This is a genomic window from Rheinheimera tilapiae, from assembly GCF_042432165.1.
Lineage (GTDB): Bacteria > Pseudomonadota > Gammaproteobacteria > Enterobacterales > Alteromonadaceae > Pararheinheimera > Pararheinheimera tilapiae.
The window spans coordinates 26,032-52,285 of record NZ_JBHLXP010000009.1 but is presented as its reverse complement, the minus strand read 5'-3'; the positions used below and the strand labels follow the sequence as shown (position 1 = coordinate 52,285).

Annotated in this window: 49 protein-coding genes; 5 read left to right on the top strand and 44 right to left on the bottom strand. The window is 34.1% G+C overall.

Annotated elements, in window-relative coordinates; translation table 11 throughout:
• Positions 1-11 precede the first annotated feature (11 nt).
• From ACFFJP_RS20265 to ACFFJP_RS20050, 44 genes are all read right to left on the bottom strand, one after another.
• Complete coding sequence (locus ACFFJP_RS20265) at positions 12-425, bottom strand: HK97-gp10 family putative phage morphogenesis protein (protein WP_237644733.1); 414 nt, start codon at positions 423-425, stop codon at positions 12-14.
• Positions 418-747, bottom strand: a complete 330-nt coding sequence (locus ACFFJP_RS20260) for a phage head closure protein (RefSeq protein WP_002468961.1) — start codon at positions 745-747, stop codon at positions 418-420. Before ACFFJP_RS20260 ends, ACFFJP_RS20265 begins: the two co-directional genes overlap by 8 nt.
• A complete protein-coding gene (locus tag ACFFJP_RS20255) occupies positions 740-1,054 on the bottom strand; it encodes a phage head-tail connector protein (protein ID WP_119559192.1) in 315 nt (104 codons plus the stop codon). The genes ACFFJP_RS20260 and ACFFJP_RS20255 overlap by 8 nt, the downstream gene beginning before the upstream one ends.
• A complete protein-coding gene (locus tag ACFFJP_RS20250) occupies positions 1,054-1,344 on the bottom strand; it encodes a Rho termination factor N-terminal domain-containing protein (protein WP_119559191.1) in 291 nt (96 codons plus the stop codon). Before ACFFJP_RS20250 ends, ACFFJP_RS20255 begins: the two co-directional genes overlap by 1 nt.
• Positions 1,345-1,360: 16 nt before the next feature.
• Entirely contained in the window at positions 1,361-2,191 is an 831-nt protein-coding gene (locus ACFFJP_RS20245) for a N4-gp56 family major capsid protein (protein ID WP_119559190.1), read from the bottom strand.
• 17 nt (positions 2,192-2,208) lie between these two features.
• Entirely contained in the window at positions 2,209-2,805 is a 597-nt protein-coding gene (locus ACFFJP_RS20240; protein WP_325973241.1) for a phage scaffolding protein, read from the bottom strand.
• Between the two features lie 114 nt (positions 2,806-2,919).
• Complete coding sequence (locus ACFFJP_RS20235; RefSeq protein WP_002470869.1) at positions 2,920-3,126, bottom strand: hypothetical protein; 207 nt, start codon at positions 3,124-3,126, stop codon at positions 2,920-2,922.
• A gap of 107 nt (positions 3,127-3,233) precedes the next feature.
• Positions 3,234-4,187 (bottom strand): phage head morphogenesis protein, encoded by a 954-nt coding sequence (locus ACFFJP_RS20230; protein ID WP_377248614.1) that lies wholly within the window; start codon positions 4,185-4,187, stop codon positions 3,234-3,236.
• The gene (locus ACFFJP_RS20225; RefSeq protein ID WP_203068433.1) at positions 4,144-5,580 is read right to left on the bottom strand and encodes a phage portal protein; all 1,437 of its coding nucleotides are present in this window, start codon (positions 5,578-5,580) and stop codon (positions 4,144-4,146) included. The genes ACFFJP_RS20230 and ACFFJP_RS20225 overlap by 44 nt, the downstream gene beginning before the upstream one ends.
• Positions 5,581-5,585: 5 nt before the next feature.
• Complete coding sequence (locus ACFFJP_RS20220) at positions 5,586-6,854, bottom strand: PBSX family phage terminase large subunit (RefSeq protein WP_377248609.1); 1,269 nt, start codon at positions 6,852-6,854, stop codon at positions 5,586-5,588.
• An 8-nt stretch (positions 6,855-6,862) separates the two neighbouring features.
• Positions 6,863-7,351, bottom strand: coding sequence for a terminase small subunit (locus ACFFJP_RS20215; protein WP_012097732.1), 489 nt, complete (start codon positions 7,349-7,351; stop codon positions 6,863-6,865).
• A 455-nt stretch (positions 7,352-7,806) separates the two neighbouring features.
• Positions 7,807-8,223 carry a DUF722 domain-containing protein gene (locus ACFFJP_RS20210; protein WP_002439197.1) on the bottom strand — a complete coding sequence of 139 codons (417 nt, stop codon included), beginning with the start codon at positions 8,221-8,223 and terminating at the stop codon, positions 7,807-7,809.
• A gap of 17 nt (positions 8,224-8,240) precedes the next feature.
• Entirely contained in the window at positions 8,241-8,462 is a 222-nt protein-coding gene (locus ACFFJP_RS20205; protein WP_377248605.1) for a hypothetical protein, read from the bottom strand.
• A gap of 128 nt (positions 8,463-8,590) precedes the next feature.
• Positions 8,591-8,989: a hypothetical protein gene (locus tag ACFFJP_RS20200; RefSeq protein ID WP_002469495.1), complete on the bottom strand. Its 399-nt coding sequence runs from the start codon at positions 8,987-8,989 to the stop codon at positions 8,591-8,593.
• Between the two features lie 205 nt (positions 8,990-9,194).
• On the bottom strand, positions 9,195-9,365 hold the full coding sequence (rinB, locus tag ACFFJP_RS20195; RefSeq protein WP_002468977.1) for a transcriptional activator RinB: 171 nt from the start codon (positions 9,363-9,365) through the stop codon (positions 9,195-9,197).
• Positions 9,358-9,510, bottom strand: coding sequence for a hypothetical protein (locus ACFFJP_RS20190; protein ID WP_154814141.1), 153 nt, complete (start codon positions 9,508-9,510; stop codon positions 9,358-9,360). The genes rinB and ACFFJP_RS20190 overlap by 8 nt, the downstream gene beginning before the upstream one ends.
• Positions 9,511-9,522: 12 nt before the next feature.
• Entirely contained in the window at positions 9,523-9,726 is a 204-nt protein-coding gene (locus ACFFJP_RS20185; RefSeq protein WP_377248601.1) for a DUF1381 domain-containing protein, read from the bottom strand.
• A 7-nt stretch (positions 9,727-9,733) separates the two neighbouring features.
• Entirely contained in the window at positions 9,734-9,907 is a 174-nt protein-coding gene (locus tag ACFFJP_RS20180; RefSeq protein WP_377248598.1) for a hypothetical protein, read from the bottom strand.
• 49 nt (positions 9,908-9,956) lie between these two features.
• Positions 9,957-10,280 carry a MazG-like family protein gene (locus ACFFJP_RS20175; protein ID WP_049385708.1) on the bottom strand — a complete coding sequence of 108 codons (324 nt, stop codon included), beginning with the start codon at positions 10,278-10,280 and terminating at the stop codon, positions 9,957-9,959.
• The gene (locus ACFFJP_RS20170; RefSeq protein WP_002504360.1) at positions 10,273-10,452 is read right to left on the bottom strand and encodes a DUF1024 family protein; all 180 of its coding nucleotides are present in this window, start codon (positions 10,450-10,452) and stop codon (positions 10,273-10,275) included. The genes ACFFJP_RS20175 and ACFFJP_RS20170 overlap by 8 nt, the downstream gene beginning before the upstream one ends.
• Positions 10,442-10,690: a hypothetical protein gene (locus tag ACFFJP_RS20165; protein WP_002468975.1), complete on the bottom strand. Its 249-nt coding sequence runs from the start codon at positions 10,688-10,690 to the stop codon at positions 10,442-10,444. Before ACFFJP_RS20165 ends, ACFFJP_RS20170 begins: the two co-directional genes overlap by 11 nt.
• The gene (locus tag ACFFJP_RS20160) at positions 10,680-10,979 is read right to left on the bottom strand and encodes a hypothetical protein (protein WP_002468985.1); all 300 of its coding nucleotides are present in this window, start codon (positions 10,977-10,979) and stop codon (positions 10,680-10,682) included. The genes ACFFJP_RS20165 and ACFFJP_RS20160 overlap by 11 nt, the downstream gene beginning before the upstream one ends.
• Positions 10,980-10,981: 2 nt before the next feature.
• Positions 10,982-11,263, bottom strand: a complete 282-nt coding sequence (locus tag ACFFJP_RS20155; RefSeq protein ID WP_002468987.1) for a thermonuclease family protein — start codon at positions 11,261-11,263, stop codon at positions 10,982-10,984.
• Positions 11,264-11,338: 75 nt separating this feature from the next.
• Positions 11,339-11,737, bottom strand: a complete 399-nt coding sequence (locus ACFFJP_RS20150; protein ID WP_002468963.1) for a hypothetical protein — start codon at positions 11,735-11,737, stop codon at positions 11,339-11,341.
• An 18-nt stretch (positions 11,738-11,755) separates the two neighbouring features.
• Positions 11,756-11,935, bottom strand: a complete 180-nt coding sequence (locus ACFFJP_RS20145; RefSeq protein WP_002468974.1) for a hypothetical protein — start codon at positions 11,933-11,935, stop codon at positions 11,756-11,758.
• 170 nt (positions 11,936-12,105) lie between these two features.
• Complete coding sequence (locus tag ACFFJP_RS20140) at positions 12,106-12,720, bottom strand: HNH endonuclease signature motif containing protein (protein WP_021298927.1); 615 nt, start codon at positions 12,718-12,720, stop codon at positions 12,106-12,108.
• 5 nt (positions 12,721-12,725) lie between these two features.
• Positions 12,726-12,944 carry a hypothetical protein gene (locus tag ACFFJP_RS20135; protein ID WP_377248594.1) on the bottom strand — a complete coding sequence of 73 codons (219 nt, stop codon included), beginning with the start codon at positions 12,942-12,944 and terminating at the stop codon, positions 12,726-12,728.
• 16 nt (positions 12,945-12,960) lie between these two features.
• A complete protein-coding gene (locus ACFFJP_RS20130; RefSeq protein ID WP_377248591.1) occupies positions 12,961-13,404 on the bottom strand; it encodes a DUF3310 domain-containing protein in 444 nt (147 codons plus the stop codon).
• Positions 13,401-13,814 (bottom strand): SA1788 family PVL leukocidin-associated protein, encoded by a 414-nt coding sequence (locus ACFFJP_RS20125; protein WP_107508700.1) that lies wholly within the window; start codon positions 13,812-13,814, stop codon positions 13,401-13,403. Before ACFFJP_RS20125 ends, ACFFJP_RS20130 begins: the two co-directional genes overlap by 4 nt.
• Positions 13,815-14,000: a hypothetical protein gene (locus tag ACFFJP_RS20120; RefSeq protein WP_107508699.1), complete on the bottom strand. Its 186-nt coding sequence runs from the start codon at positions 13,998-14,000 to the stop codon at positions 13,815-13,817.
• Entirely contained in the window at positions 13,997-14,407 is a 411-nt protein-coding gene (locus ACFFJP_RS20115) for a DUF1064 domain-containing protein (RefSeq protein ID WP_107508698.1), read from the bottom strand. Before ACFFJP_RS20115 ends, ACFFJP_RS20120 begins: the two co-directional genes overlap by 4 nt.
• 9 nt (positions 14,408-14,416) lie before the next feature.
• Complete coding sequence (locus ACFFJP_RS20110; protein ID WP_002497109.1) at positions 14,417-14,662, bottom strand: DUF3269 family protein; 246 nt, start codon at positions 14,660-14,662, stop codon at positions 14,417-14,419.
• A 154-nt stretch (positions 14,663-14,816) separates the two neighbouring features.
• Complete coding sequence (locus ACFFJP_RS20105) at positions 14,817-15,587, bottom strand: ATP-binding protein (RefSeq protein WP_377248588.1); 771 nt, start codon at positions 15,585-15,587, stop codon at positions 14,817-14,819.
• Positions 15,588-15,599: 12 nt separating this feature from the next.
• Positions 15,600-16,340: a conserved phage C-terminal domain-containing protein gene (locus tag ACFFJP_RS20100; RefSeq protein WP_377248585.1), complete on the bottom strand. Its 741-nt coding sequence runs from the start codon at positions 16,338-16,340 to the stop codon at positions 15,600-15,602.
• Positions 16,341-16,395: 55 nt separating this feature from the next.
• Positions 16,396-17,100: an AP2/ERF family transcription factor gene (locus tag ACFFJP_RS20095; protein ID WP_377248582.1), complete on the bottom strand. Its 705-nt coding sequence runs from the start codon at positions 17,098-17,100 to the stop codon at positions 16,396-16,398.
• A gap of 5 nt (positions 17,101-17,105) precedes the next feature.
• Positions 17,106-17,336, bottom strand: coding sequence for a helix-turn-helix domain-containing protein (locus tag ACFFJP_RS20090; protein WP_377248579.1), 231 nt, complete (start codon positions 17,334-17,336; stop codon positions 17,106-17,108).
• Positions 17,314-18,003, bottom strand: a complete 690-nt coding sequence (locus ACFFJP_RS20085; protein WP_377248576.1) for a putative HNHc nuclease — start codon at positions 18,001-18,003, stop codon at positions 17,314-17,316. The genes ACFFJP_RS20090 and ACFFJP_RS20085 overlap by 23 nt, the downstream gene beginning before the upstream one ends.
• Before the next feature lie 14 nt (positions 18,004-18,017).
• Positions 18,018-18,542 carry a single stranded DNA-binding domain-containing protein gene (locus tag ACFFJP_RS20080; RefSeq protein WP_325973235.1) on the bottom strand — a complete coding sequence of 175 codons (525 nt, stop codon included), beginning with the start codon at positions 18,540-18,542 and terminating at the stop codon, positions 18,018-18,020.
• Between the two features lie 28 nt (positions 18,543-18,570).
• Positions 18,571-19,347, bottom strand: a complete 777-nt coding sequence (locus ACFFJP_RS20075) for an ATP-binding protein (protein ID WP_237641289.1) — start codon at positions 19,345-19,347, stop codon at positions 18,571-18,573.
• The gene (locus ACFFJP_RS20070) at positions 19,348-19,833 is read right to left on the bottom strand and encodes a siphovirus Gp157 family protein (RefSeq protein ID WP_377248573.1); all 486 of its coding nucleotides are present in this window, start codon (positions 19,831-19,833) and stop codon (positions 19,348-19,350) included.
• Positions 19,826-20,080: a hypothetical protein gene (locus ACFFJP_RS20065; RefSeq protein WP_325973232.1), complete on the bottom strand. Its 255-nt coding sequence runs from the start codon at positions 20,078-20,080 to the stop codon at positions 19,826-19,828. The genes ACFFJP_RS20070 and ACFFJP_RS20065 overlap by 8 nt, the downstream gene beginning before the upstream one ends.
• A 343-nt stretch (positions 20,081-20,423) precedes the next feature.
• A complete protein-coding gene (locus tag ACFFJP_RS20060; RefSeq protein ID WP_377248570.1) occupies positions 20,424-20,657 on the bottom strand; it encodes a hypothetical protein in 234 nt (77 codons plus the stop codon).
• 14 nt (positions 20,658-20,671) lie between these two features.
• Complete coding sequence (locus ACFFJP_RS20055; protein ID WP_377248566.1) at positions 20,672-21,412, bottom strand: BRO family protein; 741 nt, start codon at positions 21,410-21,412, stop codon at positions 20,672-20,674.
• Positions 21,413-21,447: 35 nt separating this feature from the next.
• The gene (locus tag ACFFJP_RS20050) at positions 21,448-21,666 is read right to left on the bottom strand and encodes a hypothetical protein (RefSeq protein ID WP_047499919.1); all 219 of its coding nucleotides are present in this window, start codon (positions 21,664-21,666) and stop codon (positions 21,448-21,450) included.
• 167 nt (positions 21,667-21,833) lie between these two features.
• Between ACFFJP_RS20050 and ACFFJP_RS20045 the strand changes: the two genes are divergently transcribed.
• Genes ACFFJP_RS20045 through merA form a run of 5 tightly spaced genes read left to right on the top strand, consistent with a single transcriptional unit; the run spans position 21,834 to position 26,100 of the window.
• Positions 21,834-22,145: a helix-turn-helix domain-containing protein gene (locus tag ACFFJP_RS20045; protein ID WP_053091513.1), complete on the top strand. Its 312-nt coding sequence runs from the start codon at positions 21,834-21,836 to the stop codon at positions 22,143-22,145.
• A gap of 13 nt (positions 22,146-22,158) precedes the next feature.
• A complete protein-coding gene (locus tag ACFFJP_RS20040) occupies positions 22,159-22,629 on the top strand; it encodes an ImmA/IrrE family metallo-endopeptidase (protein WP_377248563.1) in 471 nt (156 codons plus the stop codon).
• Positions 22,626-23,441 carry a DUF5067 domain-containing protein gene (locus tag ACFFJP_RS20035; protein ID WP_377248560.1) on the top strand — a complete coding sequence of 272 codons (816 nt, stop codon included), beginning with the start codon at positions 22,626-22,628 and terminating at the stop codon, positions 23,439-23,441. The genes ACFFJP_RS20040 and ACFFJP_RS20035 overlap by 4 nt, the downstream gene beginning before the upstream one ends.
• A 53-nt stretch (positions 23,442-23,494) precedes the next feature.
• Positions 23,495-24,871, top strand: a complete 1,377-nt coding sequence (locus ACFFJP_RS20030; protein ID WP_203164077.1) for a recombinase family protein — start codon at positions 23,495-23,497, stop codon at positions 24,869-24,871.
• Positions 24,862-26,100 (top strand): hypothiocyanous acid reductase MerA, encoded by a 1,239-nt coding sequence (merA, locus tag ACFFJP_RS20025; RefSeq protein WP_256322768.1) that lies wholly within the window; start codon positions 24,862-24,864, stop codon positions 26,098-26,100. Before ACFFJP_RS20030 ends, merA begins: the two co-directional genes overlap by 10 nt.
• Positions 26,101-26,254: the final 154 nt, after the last annotated feature.

Here is a 26,254-nt window from a genome sequence, read left to right as displayed (position 1 = left end):
TCTTAACCACCTTATGAAAAATACTTATTGAAAAACGCTCTACCTTCATCGATTGCAGGTTCCCAAAAAGGCTGTGCATGTTGCCCTTTAGTTGTGTGCCAATGTCCGTCTGCGTCTTTGTAACGCCACGGGATATTCTTTGCACGACTACCACCTGGACCGACTGCGTATATCCCTGTACCGTAGTTGACGTAAACTGCGTACTCACTACCAATATTAATAACGCCTGTTAATCCACCTTTCTTAAAGTCCATAGAAACACTTTCTCTAAGATAGCCGGTATCAACAGGCATGTTACTCACTATTGAGTTGTGAATAATTGTCGTTGTCTTTGCTATACCTTTTTTAGCCCATTTAATTGTTTCTTTCTCGAACTCCTCAAGTTCCTTAACTAATTCCCAATTGCCATATTTAACCTTAGCCAATAGGACACTCTTTCAACCGAGTAAGATTGATTTCTTGTTGTCCACCTTGGTCGACAGGTTCTCCTACTACTTCGTAAGTTTTACCGTTGTATTTGAATAAGTTTTTGTTAGTTATTGGCAGGCTGTACGGCGTATATAGGTTTCTGTCGTATGATTGGTTCATTTGATGAAACTTGAGTTGTTCAGATGAAGTAGGCGTATCCATAAAGCCTTGTATTGTTTTTTCGCTCTTAAAGCGCTCTTGTTCACGTGGATACTCTCCTACAACCTCTCTTGAACCTAATTCGATTGTGTGAGGAAACTCATTTAATGGATTAAACATGATAACCAGTCCAACGTAAGCGTCTAAATGGTTTTAGGTAACCGTACGTTTCTTTAGGTAGATCAGTAACGAATGTGTAGCTTACAGTTCCCATAGTACGTGAAGAAATATTGCTAGTCGTACCTTGTTTAATACAATTAGCAATAAATTTCTCTACGTTACTAGGTAATGACTGTCTATCGAATGTTTGATTACAATATTCTTCTGCTACATTTAGATATTTTTCAATAAGTAACTCTATTGTTTCATCGTTAGAAGTATCATCAAGTGAAAGATTATTTAATAATTTAACGTCTTGTGCGTTCATTACTTAACACTTCCTAATGCTTCAACGAGTTCATCTTTTTTCATACTAGAAAAACCCTCTATTTCACGTTCTTTAGCGAGTTCTCTTAACTCAGATACTTTCATACCTTTTAAGTCTTTATCGCTCTCTACACGTTCAATAAGGGGCTTGTTCTGGCGGTTTTCTTTTGTGGATAGTTCAGTTAATCGCTCATCACTTACATTTAAACCTTTACGAGGGAACGGATCTCCAACGTTATATTCGTATTTGTTATCTTGTAAGTCTGTGAAATACTCGATTACTTTATACATACGTCACTACCTCCTTTTATGCACCTGAGTCTGTAGTTCCAGCACCTTTAGTTACCTTAACTGCTTTAGATTCGTCATATAAGTATGCTACATAGTGTTTATCACTGTATAAAGCAGTTGTCTTAGTTGAAGGATCACGGTCAGTTTCTAAGAAGAAATCACGTTTAGTGATAAGTTTAACTGCACCACGTTTAGCTAAAATAGCTTCGCCCTCATCTAATTTCTTAGAACGTACAATAACTGCACCTAAAGCTTCACCAAATGCACCTTTAACGATAATGTTATCGCCTAGTTCAGTCGCACGAGTGAAGTTTGCAGAAGCACTAGAACGTAACTTGCCAGCGTCTTTAGGGTTAATGAATAATACCATTGGTTCTAAATCTTCATCGTCAAATGTATCAATAGCAGCTTCTAAACCTGCTAATGTACCAATGTCTGCACTCACTGTTAATTTTGTGCCTCGTAAAGCTTCTAATACGTCGTTATCTACTTTGTTAGCAATAGCTAAACCATGTTGACGTACTGCTTCTCCTTGTGGATCACCATAACCAGATAATAAAGCTTCATCAGTGATATCAGTACCTTTACCGATTTTATGAATTTTAGCTTCACGTCTGTTAGTTTCGATTTTGTCTACAGGAATTTTTTGCCCTTCAGGTACTACTGTAGCGTCACCACTGTAAACAAATGCAGGGAAAGTTAAAGTGTCGCCAGGTTGTCCTACTAGTGTGCTGTCGATGTCTGCGAATTGCGCAAATCTCAACTTCTTATCTAATTCTGCTTGCATCATAGGTGCTAATACTTCTGGAACGATTTGTGTACTTTTAGTTGTTGTTCCTTGTGCCATATGTTATAACCTCTTTTCTAATTGTTTATTAGAGCGTCGTATGTTTTTCTATCATTCATAAATAGATCAGTTCTTTCATCTACGCTCATATTGTTGAACTGCTCTTGTGTTATTCCGCCAACAACACTTTTTCCGTCATTCGGCGTACGTCCACTTGGTTTAGATTGTTCAAACAAATGCTCATTCTCTTTTTTGAACTCACTCATGTAATCATCTAACCCTTTAACATTTCCGTTGTCGTCTACTTCTAAATTACCTTTATCGATTAGTTTGATTACTTGTTCAGGTTTAATTGCTTTTTCTTTAGCTAAAGATACTTCGATAGCTTTATTTAACTGAACGTCTTTGAGTTTTTGATCGTAGTTGGCGTTTTGCTCTTTATATTTTTCTAACTCTTGTTTAAGTTCATCGTTATCACCAACATTATTTTTGAGTTCTTCAATTTGATTATCACGATTTTTAATTTCTTCGTTAGCAGTGTCTAATTGTTCTTTTAGTGAATCAACTTTCTCTGCCTTCTCTTTATATGATTGCAAACCTTCATGATGTTCGTCGATAATCTTTTGAATAGCATCTTCTTCGACACCTAAACCACGTAAAAATTCTCTTTTCATTATTACTACTCCTCACATTTTTTATTACGGTGGTCTTATCCACCATGAGTTTGCACCTTTTAACGCCTTGAGCATTTTTGGGCATAAAAAATAGCCGACACATTTTAGTGTTAGCTAGAATAAGTTAAAATTTGCATTTTCAGCATTACTTTTATTAATGTGATTTTTAATTTGTTCTGTGTTAGCTTCGTTGCTTATTCCTACCTTTACAACTGATCTATCGTTCTTTAATCGGTTAATTTCTTCATATAGTTGTTTGATACGCTCTAATTTCTCAATTGCTTCATCAGCGTCAATATTAACCTTTACGTTAAACTCCATCTAAACACCTTCTTTATACTTTCTTCTTTCTTCACTACCGTCTGAGTGAATAACAAGAATGTAATCTTTTAAGAAATATAACTTAATTAAATTATCTTCGCTCATAATCAGACACTACCTTTCCGTTTATTCTTCTCCCACTCTCTATAGTTAGTGAAAGGTATTACGCCATCTTCTTTAGTTCTCATCGTTGTAGGTAATTCATCTTCGTCTATGTAATAAAGAAGCTTACAACGACAATTGATGTTCTCTTTTGCACTAGCTACACCTACAAATAACTTAGGTGCAGGACCTACACAACCACTAGAATGAAAGTTATCTTCAATATCGACTGAAGTGCCGTCTAAGTGTCTATGTGTATCACGTGTGCGTGTGTCTTTAGTAGCATACCAACATTTCTTCATATCGAGTCCGTTATCTTTAGCTACCATTGCGCTATCTAATCCAGCTTGTGATAATGCACGCCCTGTTTCTGTACGTGCTACTCTTACTGATTGAGCCTTTGCCATTCCTAAGTCATCTCTTAACGCTTTAGCTATCTTAGAATAGCCCTCTCCACTCATAATGCCTTGTGTGATATGCATACGAATACGCTTCAATGTATCATCACGATGTTTCTGTAGTGTAGGTACTAACTTGATAAACTCAATAGGTTGTTCAATTGCCGTCTGTATTGTCTGCGAAGTAGGTATATCAAAGTTCATTGACGTTTGACTTGCTACTTCATACAAAAATAGGCTCATCATGTACTTTTCGATATAGACGTTCTGTTGCGACTGTTTGATAGCCTTAGCGACCTCTCTGTAGTCTTGCGACAACATTTGACCTATACGATTAAGTTCTTTGTTGAGCCTGTTGTATTTATTGAATTCAGTCCACGTCACTTGTGGTTCATCTCTATCGTATTTTTCATACATATTCGCAATAATCTGTTTAATTTCTTTCAAACGTTTAGCAAATAGAGTTTCTATTTCTTTGTCAGCTTGATTAATCAGTTTATCGATGTAATTGTCGATGTCATTCTGGTTGGTTATTTTCGGATTGTCTTTGTTGCTCGCCATTCAATCCCTCCTCAATGTCAGGGAGTTGTTGATTGAGTTCTATATTTTCTTGTTCTATTCTCTCCATTTCAGCTACAGGATCTTCAACCCAAGCATGATTAGAAAGAATAGTTTCTTTAGATAATAACCCTGTAGAATTCATAGCGATTTGAGAGTTTTCTAACTCATTAACCATTACATTGAAGTTGAATGTAATCTCGATGTCTTGCACTTTCACATCTAATCTGTAGAAGTCGATAATGTACTGCAATAACTCTTGTAATGCAGTAAGTGTTTTATTCTTCAATTTATTAGCTTTTAAGTCTAAGTTACTGTACATAAACTTAAGCGCAATACCACTAGGGCTATTACCAAACTTATCTTGTTGGAAGTCTACACCTTGCCCAAACTCTATAATGTAATCACGTAACATTTTCGTGTATTCCTTAACAGAGTCGATAGGCACTTCTACTTTGATAGTATCTACACCGGAACCACTTTCCCCTGCAACACTAATTGCTTTGTAGTATTTAAGGTTATGCATGAAGTCTTTCATATCTTCACCTTCATAACCTTTTAAGATATAGATTAACTCTACTGATTCATCAAAAGTGTTTTGTGTATCAGATAATCGCTTATCTAACGCGTCTATGATTGTCTTATACATGAATAAGTCAGATACTTCTTGTGGGTTGTTCTTGAACGGAATAAAAGGAACACGCCCCCAACTCATCAATTTATTACCTTGATAATAATGAGGTTGTATATGATCATCACTACGATAGAAATCAGGGATAAGTTGTCCTTCTTTCAACTCATAGAACGTTACATCATCTTCAGTCCAATATTCAACACGTTCTGCTCCGTCTAATTCATACACACGGATAAATGCTTGTAGTTCATCTCTTTCTTTATTAGTCCAAATAGGGATAGCTTGTTCTGCAGGCACACGAAACGTTTTAAACTCTCCCTCTTCATCTACATAAGGTTGAACCCATTCGATACCTTTATTACTTGCAGCAGTTAATATATCTACTAACTTGTCATCCCACTTGTGATTAAGTGTATGTTGTATTTGCTTTAATGCTTTGTCGTTATCTACACCAAATGTCACTGGATTAGCTACTGCATAAGCTACTTTCTGGTCTACTAAGTTTTGATGATAGTTTGTGTACATGCGCCAGTCTGGTTTAGTTTCGTCATAGTCGCCGTTCACATCTCTTTTGGGAGGAGCGTCTAGTATATCCGGATGATGATTATAATATCTTTCGCCCATTGTAATATTGTCTATATTCTCTTTATGCTCTCTAACTAAGCGCAATATCATTTCTTCTTGCGTTTCGTACTTCGGTTTGATTTGTTCTACCACTTGTTCGTGATATGGTTTGTCCCATGGCCAGTTAATGCTAATCACCTCGTTTACGTAAGTATGCTAAGTTTATTCTGCCTCATGTCACGCTCTAGGGCGTATCTAGTGGCGTCAATTGTATGGTCGTTTTTATCTTCTAATTTAGGAATAATATCTCCATCTTTATCAGTTTGATAATCTATGTTTTCAAATTCCCTTGCGATATTCGGTGTACGTTTTGGATCTATTATGATAGCTTCTAAATCAGATAACCATTGTTCACCATATTCTCTGCTATCAGGCCCTTTTTTAACCGGTCTTACTTTTTTCATGCCATGTTCTCGCTTTAATTCAGCTATTGATTTAGGTTCGGCATGGTCAGCGTAAATGTCGTCTGACTGATATTTTCTTTTCCACATTTCGTTTGCATATTGCCTATTACTAATCTGAACACCGTAATATTCATCGATAGCGTAAATAACCCGTTTCTTTTTATCATAATGCCAACGGACAAACGCTAACGGATCGTCAGCATATCCAAAGTCAAGGCCATTCCTTATGTTGTCAAAACCGTCAATCATTTCTTGGGGTATCGTTTCTATTTGTAAGTTATTAAACGGTACAACACCACTACCAATCGCTTCGCCCATATATTCCCAACGATAACGTTGTTCGTTGCGTTCTTTCGCACTCTCTGCCTCTTGTATGAATTGTTTAGATATAAAAGGGTTATCTAAATACGTTGAATGATGTACGAATGTGTTATCCGGTTGGAATGAGGTTTCATATTTTTTATTAACCCACGATTGTTTTCTCTTAGGCGGGTTATAACTAAAGAAAAACTTGTAAAATAATCCGTCATCTAATTCACCACGTAACATAGAGTTAGTAATTGTAGTAACTTCATCTTCTGTCTTAAATTCTGCTAACTCCTCTATCCACATGATAGAAAAAGGGAATCGACTATCTTTTAACGACTTTAATCGTTCAGGGTTCTGTGCCCCTCTAAAGATAATTCGATTCCCTCTAGGTACATATGTGATTTCCATTGGCGACACTTTAACTTTAAACAGGTGTGACACCTTTTGTTCTTCTATCGCCCACTTGATTTGTTCAAATACTGATGTAGCTAATGTATTATCCGTCTTACGTACTACAACTGCATTCATAGGATAGCGCATGATTAACTGTGTAATGATAATAGATATATCAGAAGACTTACCACTACCACGTCCACCTTTAGCTACTATGTTGAGTTTCTCTTTGTCTTTAGTAGCTTTCCACAGTCCATGAAAGTGTTTAGGGATTAAATCAGCTAAATCTAATACTAATTTACTCATCTATACACCTACTTAATGGAATCTATGAAGTCCGGCGTTATCGTAGCATTTACATCTTGTACATCTGTAAACAACTTATGATGTTTACCTAGCAATTCCAACGCTTTATTTTGATCACTTATCTTAGGTGGTTTTTTAACCAACTCTACACTTTCATCGTAAACTAGATTATGTTTTTCTGTTGAAGGATTAATTTTATATATACCCTTTTTCGTTACAACTGGCTCAATTTCAACCGTTTCTGCTCTAGCTGTTCTGGTTAAACGATACAGCACCTCTTTACCGCTCATTATTTGTTCATCAAAGAGTTTATCTTCTACCCCCTTGATGTAACTTTGTATTTCATCATTCTTCAACATTCTTTGCCCTTGTGAATATGCTGTTTTTTCACTATATCCTGCTCTAATAGCTGATTTAGTGGCGTTACCATAATATTCCGTTCCAGGTATAGCGTAGGCTTCAGCGAATGTCTTTTGTCGTTTGTTCAGTTCGTTCATCGTATATTACCACCTACTCTCACGGTTAAGCACCTTTGTTTGACGTATAAAAAAAGACACCGCATAAACAGTGCCTAATGATTATGTTTTGTTATTTATTTGAGTTTATGTACTCATGTCACATCTCTATGTCACATCAATACATAAAAAATAAGTTACCCGTGTGTTCTCACGGATAACTAATTAAGGGAGGAGAAAAATTACATGTCAAGTATTCATATCATCGTATCGGAAGCCGTGTTGTAAGATTCAATAAAACTACCCGCCACTCTGACGGATAGTTAAGTAATCGGATGCGCAACGTCTAATCAAGGACGATAAACACTTATCCAATCACTTCAATATTGAATACCCCACCATAGTGCGAAAGGATAAACACTATGTCTTGTGAGGTAATTCTTACAATATCATAATACACCGATTATAAACGGACTTACACACTTCAAAAGTCCACCCTACACATAACCTATGAATTCTGCCAATCTATTTATCATCGCGTCACGTCGTCTTAATATGCTCGTCTTACTTGTACCGAAGTAGTCAGCTATATCCTCCCACTCACTGCAACCAATCGGACATTCCCAATACCTCAAGCGCATTAAGTCTTGTGTATCTTCGTCTGATTCATAAATGAGTTTATCTACACCTTTTACAATGTTGCGTAAGTTGTTATAACGATTGTCGCTTAACTTCTTAATTGATTCTCTCTCAATAGGATTGCCTGGTATATTACTCTTACCTGCGCCTACATTCTCGGGTTCGTGGTTTTCTAGTAGTTCATACTCTCTTACTTTTAACTCTCGTCTGTAGCGTTCTATGTTCTTGATATAATCTTCTAACTTCTTTATATCATGTCGTTCAATCGTTATCATACTTACCCTCCATTCCTTTAGTTTCCTTTTTTATTAATTCGCTTTTTGTATTCTTCGTACTTTAAATTTTGAAAATCATTACCGCCGTCATATTCATCCATTTTACTTAATATACTTTCTAAAGCTACAATTTCACCGATTTTAACATGGGTACTACGGTCTTTATCGTTTTGCATCATCAAAATTAAATTAAAAACTAAAGTCTTTAATCTCATCCACTTAGATTTATAAAACATCACTTACCCTCCATTCTCTAACTTATCTTTAAGTGTTTTAATCTCATACTCTTTTACTTCCAACTGATGTTTTAGATCATTCTGTTCAAGTATAGAGCCAAATAGTAGTAAAACTAATATAATGATTGCTATTACGCCCCACATTGTTTGACCACCTCTAAATTAGGTTTGTGTTCTAGTACACGTCCGTTAAAACTACATGCATCTTCTTTAGCTGAATATAAATCGTCGTAAGATAAAGCTTCAAATACATTGTCAGTGATTATGCATGTGTTTCCATAACTACCTATATATTTTTTCACTAAATATACTCCTTTTTTTAACTCAACCACGTATTTGCCTATGTTGTTTTTATTATCCTTATTTTTCAACCAAGATACCTCTCTTTCTAAATGTAACTTATCTAATTGCAATCCATGTTTATCTTCCTGTAACTCATTAACTCTTTTCTCTGCTTTAATCCACTTATATATAGCAAAAATACACAGTACTAACACAATTATTACCGATGAAAAACTTATCCAAATCACATTAATAACCTCCTAAAATCCCAAAATATAAAAAGTGTAAAAATAGCAAGATAGAAAGTAAAAACATGGTAACGGAAAACCCAATCGTTACATATTCCTTGTATTTAATTCCTTCAACAAAAAGATATATTATAAATATCTCCATTAAAACAAAGACTATAGACAATGTTATAATTGTAATCATATATATAATTTCACCCAATATTTAATAACCTCCGTATATGCCATTTAAATGAGCGTGGTCATTCTCGTCAAAGTCCTTAGGCACTTCCACCTCATCATTTGCAGTTAACTTATAGTACAACTCTCTACCAATCCATTTACCTAACTCGTACATTGCGATAGTGAACCATATCTTTAATATGCGTTTAATCATCTAAATCATCTCCATGTTCGATATATTCTATAACGTGTTCCAACGCTGATTTATAAGTAAGTGTTATTGAATCTTCCTGCTTTGATTCTTCAATATCGCTAATTACACTTTTTAATTTTCCAATTACTTCTTCACTACTTTTCATTCCGTTCACTCCTTATCCCAATCTTTCTTGCAAACGATATAGTTTTCTAAGTTGTAATCTATCGTGCTGACTTAATATACGCTTTGCTTTCTCTTTCTCTGCTTCCTTATCCTCTGCCTCTACCAACGTCATACATTCATTCTCTCTAGGTTGTTCTACATCTACATACACATTACCTGTATCGTCTTTAAACTCTCTAATTAGGAATTGTTTCACGGTATCATCAACTCACTCTTTCTAATCGTTTTTGATAATATGGCAAAGTATCATAGAACTCTCTAGCCTCTGTTTTCCAATAAAATCTTTTGCCGTGTGACTTGCCATTATCATCAACCCATACTACGTTCCATTCACTCATGCTAAATGTATCTGAAAGTCCTTTAATAAGTCCTAACACTCCCACTCACTCCTTACCTAGTATTCTTTTAATCTCTGCTACTATGTCTTTATTCTTTAAGGTCTGACTCTTTGATGAACGTTCCATTGATTGTCTTTCCTTTTCTTCCTTTGATTTCGTCATAAGCAAATTGTAAACACTCCTGTAACGTCATATCATGTTGTTGTGCTAATATGATTAATGTAACGACTGTATCGCCTATACCGTCTTTTAATGCCTCTAAATTACTACGTGATAATGCTGCGCCGACTTCTCCTGCCTCTTCATAAAACTTCAACGCTTGTCTATCCGGATTGCCATTGTGCAAATCTTTATCCTTACTCCATTGTTCTACCTGTTTAATTAATTGATCTACTGTTAATTGATTAGTCATTTATTGTTCCTCCATTTTCTACTAAACTCTTTGAATTACTTTCCACTATTTTGTCGTACAACTCCGCCTTGCGATATACTTCGTTAAGCTCTTTGATTAGTAAACACCCATCGTGTCCTGTAAAAGCTGTAGATGATACTATGCAGCGTTGGATAAACTCTCTATTGTCCATTGCAAGCCTCCAAATCACTTAATAAATTTTGGAACTCATGCGTTCCGTCTAGTTGGTCCATGTATTTTAAATCTCGATTTAATTCGTTTTCACTTACCATTGCGTTAGCTATTTGAAACAACTGATATTGATTGTTTGGTGTTATTATTTGATTTACTGAGCGATGTACTTCCACATATTCTTTTAATTTCTTCTCTTTCAACTTTATCCATAAACTTTTATAATCTTTATCTTTCATTATCTGCACGCTCCTTAAAATTTATAATCACATGACAGATGTTTTGAAATATTGCATCCGGTTCTCTATCTTTTAATGTCCCGTTAACGATTAAATCATCTATCTCATCAAACGCCTCTGCCTTCTTTTTAATTTCTGCCATATCATTGATGAGTTCATCACGTTGTTTCTTGTATGAGTCACGTTCATCTCTGAACTTCCACCAATCACTACGCGGATAGCTTTCGTCTAAATCTAAGTCTTTATTCCTGATAAATTCTAATAATTGTTCTTTAGTTATTTCTGCCATTCCTATCCCTCATTCCATTTAGAATTCTCTTTCAAAAGCCCTGCTTTTCTTAACTCATCGTTTAAGCAATATTTCCCGTCCTCGTACCATACATTAGCTAGGTATCTACCAAATACATCGCTCTTGTATGTCTGAACGTATATATCTTTGTTTTCTACACATGATCTAGTTAATACTGTTGCCTCTTTATAATTCTCTTGTCCTCTCTCTGGCGTATCGACACCTAGCAAACGTACGCGACGTTTAGCATAGGTATCAAAGCCACAGTCCAGTAAGATATCCAAAGTATCCCCGTCAACAACATTGGTGCATGTTGCTTTGTATGTGTATAAGTTGTTGATGTCTATCGTAAACACTCCTTAATCTACTAATTTTCCGTTTTCCCATATTCGAGTTATAGTTGAATCATCATTCAACATATAGAAAACTTGCGGTCTATATCTGGTAATAGACAATCTTTCGTTTATGCTAGTGTTATAGAAAACTGAAGTGTGTGGTATATTTTTATCAATAATAACTATTTCTACTAAATTATCAATTTCAGTTTTTTCTGTAACTTCTTTTTCGACTTCTATACGAAAATTAGTTTCAGGGTATATAAAATTTTTATTATCAAACGTAATACTTCCTAAACTACCAACGATAACCTTTGTTGATCCGTCTTTCGCTAAATATTCTTTAGGTTGATAACTTGTGTTTTTGATATGATTTATTAACTCTGCAAAATCAAATTCCTTTGTCACTTTAATTTTAACCATTCATAATGCACTCCTTATTTATTGATTAGGTAATCCGTAACTCATTAACTCGTTATATAATATGTCATCTTGTAATTCACTTATTAAATTGCTTACTTCTTTATGCGTCATAGCTTTTATTTCTTTACGACTATAATCGGTAAGTGACGTTTGTCCTTGCAAACTACAAACGTATTCAACTTGTTTATCTGTTGCCATTCCTTATACACTCCCTGTTCTTTTTAATATCGTTTTCACTAACTTTCATCGTCACTCTGTTTCCTGCTATCTTAACCACAAAGCCTTTAACACCTAGCTGTCGTAACTCCTGTTGTATCTCTGTAGGTGTCTTGCCTTGTGTGTTGTATCTGTATCGTTGAGATACCGTATCACTTAGTAGCATTTATTTTGTCCTTAACTTCTTTTTGTTTGTTTAATAATTTAACAAAGTTGATTCCTGCTTTAGTTAAGTTACGATCAGTTGAAGTTAAATTAAGTTTGTTAATACGTACTAATTCTTTACGACTTACCAATGCTATATTTTCTTCGCTACAGTCTGACCTGTTTTGATTCAAATGTATTAAACAATATCCTTTGGGCACAGGTCCGTGCTTTTGTTCCCATAAATAATGTGTGTATTGTTTCCAGCATTCGTTTTTAGAACCTCGTTTTTTGATTTTTATAAACTTATAACCGTCAGTAGTGGTTTTTATCGTTCCTAAAGGAAATGTGTTATCGGGCACTTGTCCTTTCTTAAATTGAGTTTCAGCGCTTCTACCTCTGGACGGAAAGCTTTTACCTTTGTTCCAAGAAGGCACACCTTTTTTAAACTTACAATCAACCCCACTTCTTATCCTTTTTCTCGAACAAAAACCTTTCATTTTATCTGTAGTAACATCAGTGCCAAACTCCTTATTAAACATTTCCGTCATTTCTTTCTTAGTTTTACCTTTGATGTTATTTCGAATATATTTTTCATGCTCATCAGTCCATACATGTCTCATGGCTATTACTCTCCTAACAACTTAGGCATTTCTGATTCTGCGTCTAATTTTTCATCTTTAAACTTTTGTGCTTGCAGCACTAAACTGCCGTTATTAATGATATTTTGAGCTACTTTAGAAACTGCACTAGATCTTTGTAACTCCTCTTTTAATTCTTCGCCTTTTAAATCTTCATCGCTTAATCTTTCTAATTGTGCAAATAAATGATTGTTTAAATCTGTCAATGTGTTTCTCATTTCATTAACCCTCCCATTTTTCAAATGCTCTGTTCAGGTACCAACGCGCTTTGTCTAAATCTTCTTTTCCGTTCTTACGATTAGCGCGACTGATATACTTAATTGCGTTACCAATAGCAAATGCTAACTCTGGTTTGTAATCTTTAGTGACCTGCTCTATGAAGTCTATGATTTCTATATCTCCATACGTGTAATGCGTTGGGCGGTTAACCTTGTCATCTAATGTCTTTTTAGTTCCTTCATTTCCATTAGGTAATGAGTAAAAATCATAACAATCATCAATAGTCCAAGTTCTCCCGTCAATTGCTTCTACATCAGCAACCCATTTATCTATATCAAGACTTGCCTGAACTAAACGATAAACATTTTTTATTTGCACTGTAATTTCAACACCGTTAACTTCTTGGATTCTGATTCTATCGCCTATAATCAAATCTTTAATACTCATGATCTAACCACCTTTCTAGGAAAGATGTCATTCTCCATAAGATACGTGCACCATTTACCACGAGAGTGTTTTTGATTTACTGTGAATAAATGTGGTTTCTTACGTCTTAGGTCCAATTCTTTTTGTCGCTCTAGTCTTACCAACCTCATTCTGTCCTCGTGTTCTAATTGAGATAGTCGTTTTCTCTCTTTCGTTTCTGTGTCTTGTTCGTTATAATCTTCGAATAAAGCTTCTTCAGGACTATAGCCAGAATACTTAATGCGTCTTACAATGAGCTTCCAAGGTGTACCTGTGCATTCAGCTTCGTGTACATCTTCTACTGGTAATAAGTGTTTTTGCTCTTTAGTTCTGACAACGTAATATAATTTATTGTTTTTAAATTCAACAGTTCTATTTCTTGCTAATTCCATTTACTCCACCTCTAAATCATCTATGTCTATATCGTAATTCAATACATCTCTCGGACTTTCTAACAATTGTTCTATAAAATCTTCTATTGCGTCAGAAGGTGTTTGACCTTTTTCAACTGGAACAAACGCATTAACATGACCTTTAATCGTAAAATCTAATCTCGTTTGAACTTCATAGCTATTCATTTATCTGACACCTCTTTCTTCTTTTTCTTTCGTCTAGCTTTTAAAAGTTCTTCGTACGTTATCCACTCTTGCCCTGTGTATTTAGGTGCTTTACATATCCATGTGAGTGGTATTTCTCTGTTTTGATATCTGAATATCTTCGCTTTCAACTTCGCTACTTCTGTTGGCATACCTTTGACGTCAATCACTTCAAGCAGCTTGTTTTCTTTCCATAATGCAAAGTCGGCTATATATTCTGTTTTACGTTGGTTATCAAACTTAGGTAGCAACTCATATCTAGGTTGTAATTCGATATGATCATATTCCTTGCCTAAGTTACGTTCTAAATGCTGGTAGAAGTCGCATTCAATTTTGCTATCGAACACTACACCTTTATATTCAACTTTTTTAGAATTGTATTTACTCAAAGTTCCACCTCAAAATAATAATTCGTTAATTGTCATTTGCTGTTGTAGTTCTTCTTTTCTGAATAGCTTGTGCTTACGTTTCAGTTTTTCTAGCTCATCTTTCGTTACCGTTCCTGAAAATGTGTTTCTAAAGTGTATGCCTGCATAGTTACCTAGTTTGAATGTATCTTCTCCTAACGGCGTCACACTACACATCTCCCAACCGTCAATTTGATACAACATGTATTGCTTTTTAAGTCCGTCGATAAGTCCCATTAGGACACCTCCGTTATCGCCTGTCTGTTGCCTTTTTCTTCCAATTTGTCATTGATTAACTTGATAAGTGCAGTTTGATTACCACTGCACCAATCAATCATTTTTTGAGCATACACATCGGAACACTCAAGTATTTGCATAACATTCTCTTTCGTTACCATGCGTCACGCTCCCTGTAATCATCGCCTAGTACCTTTACAGTCCTAGCGTTATGTTTCATTCTCGAATTGATCCGTTGCCAATTCATATTTTGATTAAGTTCTTTATCACTAAAATTTGTAGTGAAGATGTTATTCTTACCTACTCTGTTATCTACGATTGAAAACAGTTTATTTAATGTGTGTTCAGTGTTCTCTACACCTATATCATCAAGCACTAGTAAATCTATATTGCTTAGTAGTTGTACAAGTTCATCTGTTGTTTCTTCAGCATTCTTGTTATATGTTGCTTTAATACGCTCCATTAACATTGGAATGTGCATAAAAGCCACTGAATATCCTTCGTTTTTAATTGCTTTAGCTATGGCATACGCTATATGGCTTTTTCCGGTACCGTATGAGCCTTGTAATATTAAAGACTTGGGTTTGTCTATCGAGAATGTTTTAACGTACTCTATGGCCGTTTTTTTAGCGTATACTTGCTTTTCGTTCTGGGGTTTGTAATTATTTACAGTCGCATCTTTTAATGAGCCATTAACTGTTGATTGGCTAAAAATACTGTTGATATATTTTTGTTTTCTTTTTCGCTCTGCTTCTTTACCAGCTTTTATCATTGAACAGTCACAACCATGTCTGAACTCATGTCCATTATTGAATTTGTAGTAGTCATAGGTATTACCACACTTACTACATTTAAGGTTGTGCTCCTCTTCTACGATGTTTTTACTAGGTTTGATATTTCTAGCTAAACTTTCCATTGATTGCATTTATAATCACTCCTAGTCCCAATAACTCTCGTCGTACTTCATACGTTCTAACTGATCCATGCCACTAGGTTGTAATTCTTGGTTAAGGTAACCCTCAAACTTAGTACCGAATAACGTTTCAGGTCTTAGGTACTTCTCCATATTTGTGCCTTTCCACTCGGCAACTTTGTTGTCTATAACCCTTTTAAAGTCATCTAGTGAAAATCCCTCATCAGTTCTTGCTCGTATGACTGTTTGATTCTTCTTAGTAGTAGATTTGTAATTCTTACCTGTTTGTTGGTTAAGGTAGTCGATTACATCTTTGTAAGGATACGCAGTCGGGTTACCCGACAATGTATTTATTCTATTTATATTATTATTACTTGTATTATTAATACTTGTATTATTCTCTTTGACATTTGCGTCAATAGGGGTATTGACGGAATTATCAATAGGGGTATTGATTTTTACGTCAATAGGTATTGACGATTGCGTCAATGGGTACATCTTCCTTTGTTTGACTTCGTTACCATTTTTTATTATTTCTATTTTTAGATAACCGTATTTGTTAAGGTTTGATATTCTTCTCGAGATAGTCTCTTTTACTACTTCATATAACTTTGCGAAGTAGCTATTCGTTGCTGTACAATAACCGAACTTATTACTTAAAGATGTGATTTCTGCAAACAATAACTTTTCACTATCAGTTAACCGATTATCATATCTTACGTTCGCTGTGATAATTGAGTAGTAACTAGGTTGTTCATTCATCATCAGCACCCTCTTTCAGCGCTTTAATTTTGTTTGGTATCTCCCAGTTAGATATAAATTATTTGAGTTCATCTGTCATAGAAACGTTGTTTAGTTTAGTCTCTTCACCGAATAAAAATACAGAACACTTATTGAAAGCTAGGGCAGCTTGTTCTTTATTATTAAAATTGCCTATAAAAAATTCATTTTTACGATAATTAATCCTTGCACCGATTTTATTTTTGTTAAGAAATATCCCGTAATATTCAGTTCTGTTATTTCTTCTTTTTTGACGATCTTTATATGTGGTATAATCTCTGTGAGTTCTATCATCTTTCCCTATCTTGTTTAGATAACCATTGCCACCCCAATACTCCATAACAGCATTGTTATATGCGATAGCTGCTTCATCTTCAGACTTATAACTACCTAAATACTTTGATTTCTCATCTACTTTTATAAAAGCAATCCATTTTTTTCGATTTTTTCTCCAAGTAACACCCTTATATTTAGAAATACTTTTATAACTTGGTCTTGACCATCTAGAATGATTCCCTTTATTTGACAAGTTATCTTTTGTGAAATTATTATTTTTTTCTTTTTGGAACGATTTTTCTTTTATAAAGTTTGTCAAACTAACCCTTTTTCTATCTGGTAAAATAGTTCCAATCATTCTCGTATTATCACTATAATCTTTAAACCAAGTATGTTGATTCACTCTTTCGTAATCTTCATCATCTACGAATATTTCTTCTCCATCTTGTAAAAAAATTGACTTAACCATATATCTCACTCCCCGTACAATAGCCATTCAGGTGTTGTTTTGAATATGAATGCTATCAATTTTATTTTTTTAAGATTAGGAATTCTTTTGCCTTCTTCCCATTGTTTTATACAGAAAGGAGAAACACATAAGATTGAAGCGAATTCGTTTATATCAAAATCTCTTTGTAATCTTATTTGTTTGATTCTATTAGCAATTTCTTTCTTATTTTCTTTAGTTATTACTCTCGAATTCATTTTTAACTCCTTTCAACATTTTGTTTAATCGTTCATCAACTTTGATCCAACTGTTTTGTAATTGGTAATATTTGTTAAAACTGTCTATCCCCATTTGGTGTTGCGTTGTATGATGTTTACGACATAACGCTAAAACATGCTTATCGTAGTGGTCTATCTTGTTCCTGTTCATACCTCTACCTACTGTTTCAAGGTGTGCTAGGTCTGAATTGGATTTGCCACATATAACACAATGTCTAGTGATAGTTGCCCAATAAAGATAATTTTTATCTTCTTTCATCATTTCACTTGTTTTGTAATTAAGTGGTATTCCATTAGTGAATATCCATTCGAACATTACATTTATAATTTGTTTAGCAATTGTTCTTGTACAATCAGCTAATGAAATTCGCTGTTCATATCCATATAAGAACTTCACATAGTCTTGGAACATTTGTCTCATATAATCTCTAGGTTGCCCTGTATGCACTTCTATATCGTTACATAATGCGAATATCAGCCTACGTTGTTTGCCAGTGATAGAATTTGGATCTATCACTGAACAATCAACATCAACAGGCTGGCCTATATTTAATAAATCAATAGCTTGTTCTGGCACTTCTATACCAGTAATTACAACATCATACAAACCATCTTCTCTTTGGTTATATTTGATAATCTTCGACACTTATATCAACCCAATCAGAACGGGAGATCTGAATTTTGTATATCAATAGGTTCATTCGCATTCGCAAAAGGATTGCTATTGTCATTAACACTTGGTTTGCCTGATTGCTCATTACCTTCGTTTTTCTCGTTCTCTTTAATCCCAACTTTTTCATATACTGGATTTCCATCAAATTTCCAAAAACGTTTTAAAACTGTGTTCCATTTTTCTGTGTAGTCATTATATTTACGTTCAAGTTCAATATTAATTGGTTTTTCAATTACATCCCTTTCAGTAAAGCTGAATTGTCCGTTATTATCTTGGATTCCTATTGATTTTAAGAATGTGTATAACCAGTTTTTAGCGAAATCATTAGAAGTATCGCCATTAGCGTAGTGAGTGAATTCTCCTTCTTCTTTATGTGCGAATGTGATCGCTAATTGCGGGTGTCCATTCTTACTCTCTTTGCTTTCGAAGTTTTTAACTTTCACACTGTATTGTCCTGGTTGCATGTAGTTACCTAATTCTTGTGCGCCTTGTAAATTTAAATTAAAGTTCATAATTAATTACCGTCCTTATTAGTTATTTTTAATTTCCATTTCTGATTGCTTGTACTACGTCCGTAATGCTAGGGTTTACAAATTTCTTATTGTTAATTGTTATATTGCTTGCATGTCTTATTTTGGTTTCAAATAAATTAGAGGGTTCAGCATTAAGTACATATTCATATGACTTTTGGCCATTCTCCTCATGCTCTTCAATTGTCATTCTTGCAAGTACATCAGATTGACTTACAACCGCCTTTTTAATTTGATCCTGCGCTTCAATTGTGATGGTAGGATTAATCGTGCTGCCTTCATCGTCTTTATCTTTGTTGATACCTTCATGACCACTTATCGCTAAATGGAATTGATATTGTTCTTGTAGCTTAGAGACATATCTATACATATGAACAATACGTGTAGCACACTCTCCCCAATCATTAAATGTCGGTTTCTTAGTCTTACCATTCATGATGTCGTCAATAGTGATATCGCGTAGTTTCTGTATTGTTTCAATCACTACTACATCTATTTGTTTTCCGTTTTCTCTTAATTTCTCAATTACTTGAGGCAACATTTTTATTACATAAGCAAAATGTTTGTAGTTTTTGATTTGTACTACTGCACCATCTTCTGTAACTGTTGTTCCGTCTTCATTAATGTCGAGCACAAGTGCGTTATTGTCTTTAGTTAAAAAAGTTGTTTTACCTGTACCGAATTTTCCGTATATGGCAAATTTGTAAAATTTATTAGCATTTTGCTTGCTGATGTCTTTTACTCCAAGTTGAGTTAGGATATCCTGTTCTTGTTTTTCTTCTGCCATTTATCTCACCCTCAAACTTCTATTTTGTTTTAGTTCTACTCCTTTGAGTTCTAAACCACCTTTAACAGCTTTCAACAACTCTTTTTTATCTAGCTTAGGTTCTTGTTCGACGTAATATTGTTTAGGTATTAAACTTTCATCTGTGACATCTAAGCTAGGTGGGTTGTTAGCAATACTGTACGAATTAAGCGCAGTTTTGAACTTCTCTTTTCCAGTTTGTTCCATGACTTCCTGTAAACTTTCTTTTAAACGTTTGACACCGTTTTGGTTAGAAGTTTTACGTTGTCTTAATCGTTTTATTTCTTCGTCTATAGCATTGTTATCTGCTTCTAAAGACTTAATGACTGCTACATATCCATCTGCTTTATCTTCGATAGCGTCATTAATACTTGCTAAAGTGTCTTTTAAAATTTGTTCATCTTCTTGTTCTGCAATAAGGTCGTAAACTTGTTGGTAACTATCTTTCAATTTAAATAAATTACTCATCTATCAAACACTCTCCTTTAATCACTTTTTTAGCTAGTTCGAATTTGTCATGAAGATTTTCTGACGTATGGTATTCAGCGAACAAAATATTTTTAACTTCTGCGTTATACTCATCTGAGTAATGATGGAAGAATAAAACCACTTCATCTTCACAAACACCTGTTTGGAAAGAACATTCAACATTTTCTTTGGTGTGCATAATTAATGCATTTAAGTCATTAGCAATTTTTAGTAATTTGTGTTCCAACTTGACGACCTCCTTATTTAGTTGTAAATTTTAAGTACATATTTATTTTCAAATTCTTTGACTGTTACTTGTTGGCGCAAGTTTCAGTCTTTTTTGTTATCTCAAGCCACTTCTCCCAAAAGAAGCTACTGAAAATAAGCGTTAACATTGAAAATGCTATTACCGTAAAGAAACCACCTCCTAAAATTAATGTGATGATCATTGCGATGAACATCGTCATGTAACTGAGTAAGTACTTCATTTAATCCTCTCCTTTCATTTCTAAAAGTTTTTCGATGTACCCTCTTTCTAATGCGAAATCAAATAGCATCTGTTGAATGTGTGGTGGCATTGTTATCCCTCCTTAAAATACGTTCACATTATGAGTGAACTTTATATCTTCGATAAATTTCTGTTGGCACTTACCGTCATAACCACATATGTGATAGGCAAGTGCTAGATTGTTTTCGTCGTCTAGATAGTTGCTCACTCTTTGTGGATATCGTGTTAGTAAGTACTCTGCTGCTACTTCAATCTCTTCGTCTGTGCAAGAATTTATCAACTTTAAATCTTCTATTAATAATTGTTTTTCTGTCATTTCACTCTCCCCTTTTATTGTCCGTTTTCTAAATTCATTTCTAGTTGTTTGATTCTGTACAATGTAGCTTGTGACGGAAACCAGTTAGCAACCATTGAAATAACATCGTCAAAGTGTTTTTGTCTTACATTTGTTCTTGATGTAGCACCTGTCATCTTTTTGACTTCTGAATTGATATCTCGGAATAATTCACTTCGCTGTTTTTGATTTGTAATTGCATGTATCTTTTGGATATGAGCAACTCGTTGATTGATTGTTCTAGACAACAAGTTGTAATCTCCTGTATCTAATTTTTGGTTTTCTCTTAAATCGATCACATCTGCTTTCACTGTTGCAATTTCTTCTTTAGTTTGTTTTTGTGCGTCGAACATAAGTTGCAATGCGTCCATTGGATTATCAGGAACTTGATAAGTGCCTGTTTTACGGATAGAAGGTAACACTTCATTTGTTATCCATCGTTTAAATGCTTTTGCTTTTTCTTTAATATCTCTGTTATTGCTTTGTCGAGCTGCGTCGATAACTAATGTGTATAAACCAGATTCGTTTATTAAAGAAGATTTTTGATATCTTCCGGTGCGGTCCTGAATTGGGACTACACGAACATCTTCTTTATCGACATGATCTTGTATTGCTTTCGCCCCTCTTGAGTAACCTAATATGTCAGCCACATCTCTTCCTACAAAGTAAGGCTCGTCATCTACTGTTAAAGTTCTTACTGGTAATTCTTCAAAATTGAATGTTTGTAATTCGTTCATATTTAATTCTCCCGATAACCATATTTTGTCGCGTATTATGCGACTGTTTTACTAAAAAAAATATCAATTGCTTCATCTTTATTTAAATTTAGCAACGAAACAATTTTGTTAACTTCTCCAACAGTAAGCTTTTCTCCATCTGATTTTAATTTTCTGTGTAACGTTGTTCTGTCAACATTTAAAGCTTTTGCGAATGTAGTCCAATTATATTTGTTCTGAACTACTTTTCCGTGAAGTTTGTTAACATCCACCATAAAAACACCTCATTTCTTGTCGCATTTCTTGCGACTAAACATAGAATAACACATCTCAAAACAAATGCAACACTTTTAAGCAAATTTGCGACAATTATTTTTTTCTACCTATATTATGTTGCATATATGCGACAAAAGTTATATAATGATTTCAGGAGGCGAAAACAATGAGTATTGGTAACAGAATAAAGAAACGTAGAAAAGAAATGAAAATGTCAGCAGATAAATTGGCTGAAAAAATCGGTAAAAACCGTGCAACAGTTTACAGATATGAAAAAGATGAAATAGAAAATATGCCTTATGATGTTTTAGAACCTATAGCAGAAGCATTAAACGTTTCACCAGCCTATCTTATGGGTTGGGAAGAAAAAGAAAAAACTGAAACAGTAGCAGCACATTTGGATTATTCAGATTTAACAGAGGAGGAACAAAAAGAAGTAGAGAATTTTATTGATTACATAAGAAACAGAAGAAAGTAAGGGGAGATAATAAGTGGGTAAATATGAAGATTTGATGATTAAATACGACCATTTACCTATTACAGAAACTAAATATATGCCGGACTTCATGTCCGGTCTGTATTTAGACGGGGAAATATTTATCAATGATAATAGAAGTGTTAGGCAGAAGTTAGAAACACTAGCAGAAGAAATAGCTCATCATAAGTTAACACACGGAAATATAACAAACAGTGATGAGTACAACAATCGTAAGTTTGAGAATTATGCTAGACGTTATGCTAAAGAAACGGTGATTTCTTTAGATGGTTTGATAGAAGCACATAGACGAGGAATCAACAGTCTTTATGAATTATCAGAGTTTTTCGAAGTTACGGAAGCATATGTTTTAGATTGTTTGAAACATTATAAAAGTAAATATGGTTTGTCTGTAATCCACGATGATTACACGATACATTTTGAACCATTAAGCGTTATCAAAAATAAAAGGAGAGATGCAGAATGAAAAAGGTTATATTTTTTATTTTAAGTTGTTTGTTGGTACTAGGAGCATGTAGTAATAGTGGTAATAAAAGTACTACCGTTAGCGAAAATAAACCTCAATTTAAAAATGATACATTAGTATTAGATCAAGCTGTATTATATATTAAAGACGCGTTTATTATTAAAGATAAAGAATTTGGAAACAAAGAAATTGCTATCAAATATGAGGTTAAGAATAAAACTAACAAAGAAGAAATAACACCGTCTAGCGTATGGACAGCAGGTGTGACAGTTAAACAAGATGAAGGAAGTACAGAAAGCGAATTAGACACAGGTATGACAGTTGTAGATAATGGTAAATATAAAGAATGGTTAGAACATTATAACGATACAATTAAAAAGGGCAAAAAAGCTAAAGGTTTAGCTACTTATCAATTGAAAAACGACAATAAAGTAGTATTACATTTCTCTAAAGGTATTGGTGGAGATCAATTAGGCACTAAAGAATATGATTTATCTAAACTTAAAACTGTTGATTATTCATCAAATGAAGATTTAGAAAACACTTATCAAGAATCTTCTGCAAATGAAAATAATACAGATAATAACCAGTCTAGCAAAGTTGCTAATAATACTGAAAGCAAAGACGCAAATACTAACGTACAAAGTAACACTCAAAAACAAGGAAATACTAATAAAGAACAAACGCAACAATCTGCACCTAGAGAACATAGTGGTGGACACCCTTCTGCTTTCGGTGGCGGAGATGTTCCTGTAGGTACAGAAAAAGTTGATGATCAAGGAGAAAGTTATATAGACGCAACAGGTGAATAAAAAAAACGGGTAGCTTGCCTACCCTTATTATTTTTTTACTTTTTTAAGGGGTGATGAATTATGAACGTAGCTATTTACGTTCGTGTCAGGTCAGTACATTAGAACAAAAAGAGCACGGTTATTCTATTGAAGAACAAGAGAGGAAACTCAAATCATTTTGTGAGATAAACGATTGGAGTGTGTCAGACGTATTTATCGACGCTGGTTTCTCTGGTGCTAAACGTGAACGACCAGAATTACAACGTATGATGAATGATATTAAACGATTTGATTTAGTCTTAGTATACAAGTTAGATAGGCTTACACGTAATGTACGTGACTTATTGGACTTACTAGAGATATTTGAACAGAATAACGTAGCATTTAGGAGCGCTACTGAAGTGTATGATACATCAACAGCAATGGGAAGATTATTCGTTACATTAGTTGGTGCTATGGCAGAGTGGGAACGTGAAACGATTAGAGAACGAGTGATGATGGGAAAACGTGCAGCGATTAAACAAGGCATGATACTTACACCACCACCCTTTTATTATGACCGTATAGATAATACTTACATTCCTAATGATTATAAAAAAGTAGTTTTGTGGGCATACGATGAAGTTTTGAAAGGTGTTAGCTCAAAAGGTATAGCTCGAAAATTAAATGATTCAGATATACCACCTCCTAATGGCAAAAGATGGGAAGATAGAACAATAACAAGAGCGCTAAGAAGCCCTATTACAAGAGGTCATTATACTTGGGGGGATGTATTTATAGAAAACTCTCACGAGCCTATTATTACCGAAGAAATGTATCAACAAATAAAAGAAAGATTAGAAGAAAGAATCAACACTAAAATAGTCAGTCACGTATCAGTGTTCAGAGGTAAATTTATTTGCCCGAGATGCGGTGGCACATTAACAATGAACACAGCAACAAGAAAGAGAAAGAAAGGGTATGTTACTTATAAAACATATTATTGCAACACATGTAAAACTAAAAAACAAAGTTTCGGTTTTTCAGAGAATGAAGCATTGAGAGTGTTTCGTGACTACCTATCTAAATTAGATTTAGACAAATACAAAGTAAAGACAAAACAAAACGATGATGTTGTTACTATTGATATAGATAAAATTATGGAACAACGTAAAAGGTATCATAAATTATATGCTAAAGGGTTAATGCAAGAAGAAGAATTATTTGAATTGATTAAAGAAACAGACGAAACAATCGCAGAATATGAAAAACAAAAAGAATTAGTACCCAGAAAATCACTAGATATAGATAAGATAAAAAAATTCAAAAATGCATTATTGGAATCGTGGAAAATATTCTCGTTAGAAGATAAAGCAGATTTCATTAAGATGGCTATTAAATCTATAGACATAGAGTATGTAAAAATTAAAAACAGGCATTCCATTGAAATAAAAGATATAGAATTTTATTAACATATGTACGGAAGTATAGACACCTGATTAATATCGGATGTATACCTACTAAAACATTAATTCATGATGGTATTGAAGGTAATTCATTCAAAGAGTCTATTACTAGAAAAAAAGAAGTCGTACAAGCATTGAATAACAAGAACTATCAAGGCTTAAATTCAAAGAACAATATAGATGTTCTAAATTATAACGCCAAATTTATTTCTAACGAGATAATAGAACTACAGGATAGTAATGGAACAATTCAAGAAACAATTACCGCAGATAAGATATTAATCAACACTGGTTCACGTGCGAATATCCCAGATATCAAAGGGATAGATACAGCTCAAAATATATATGATTCTACAGGATTACTAAATATTGACTATCAACCTCAAGAACTTGTTATTATTGGTGGCGGTTATATCGCTCTCGAATTCGCTTCAATGTTTGCAAATTTTGGAACACATGTAACAATTCTTGAGCGTGGTGATGCTATCATGACAAATGAAGATCAAGACATTGCAAATCTTATTGTCAAAGATTTACAAGATAAAGGTGTGACTATAAACACTAATACTAGCACTATTGCATTTTCAAACAATAAAGATCAAACTATCATACACACAAATCATGGAGAAATATCAGCTGATACTGTGCTCTTAGCCACAGGTCGTAAGCCAAATACAAATCACTTAGGTCTTGAAAATACAGATGTAAAAATTGGAAAACAAGGTGAAGTGATTGTAAATAAACATTTGCAAAGTACAGTGAAACACATATACGCTGCAGGTGACGTTAAAGGTGGATTGCAATTTACGTATATTTCACTCGATGATTATAGAATCATTAAATCGCATCTATTTGGTGATGGTTCTAGAACAACTGAAAATCGTGGCGCAATACCTTATACTGTCTTTATTGACCCTCCCCTATCTAGAGTAGGACTAATTGCAAGTGAGGCTAAGTTACAAGGATACGATATTCTAGACAATAAAGTCTTTGTCAGTAACATACCCCGTCATAAAATCAATAATGATTCCAGAGGTTTATTTAAAGCAGTGATTAATAAAGATACAAAAGAAATTTTAGGAGCGTCATTATATGGCAAAGAATCAGAAGAACTGATTAACTTAATCAAACTTGCTATAGATCAACATATTCCTTACACAGTATTAAGAGATAATATATACACACATCCGACAATGACCGAATCCTTTAATGACTTGTTTTTAGAACCACTTTGATCTTTGATCATTAGTGGTTCTTATGCAGGTGATTTTACCTCCTGCGTTCCTCTCCATACTTTGATCTTTGATGATTAGATACTACAAAAATATAGGAATTATCTATTACGAATATTTAAAATTAAAGACCGATGAATTCCTTTTTAGAACTCAT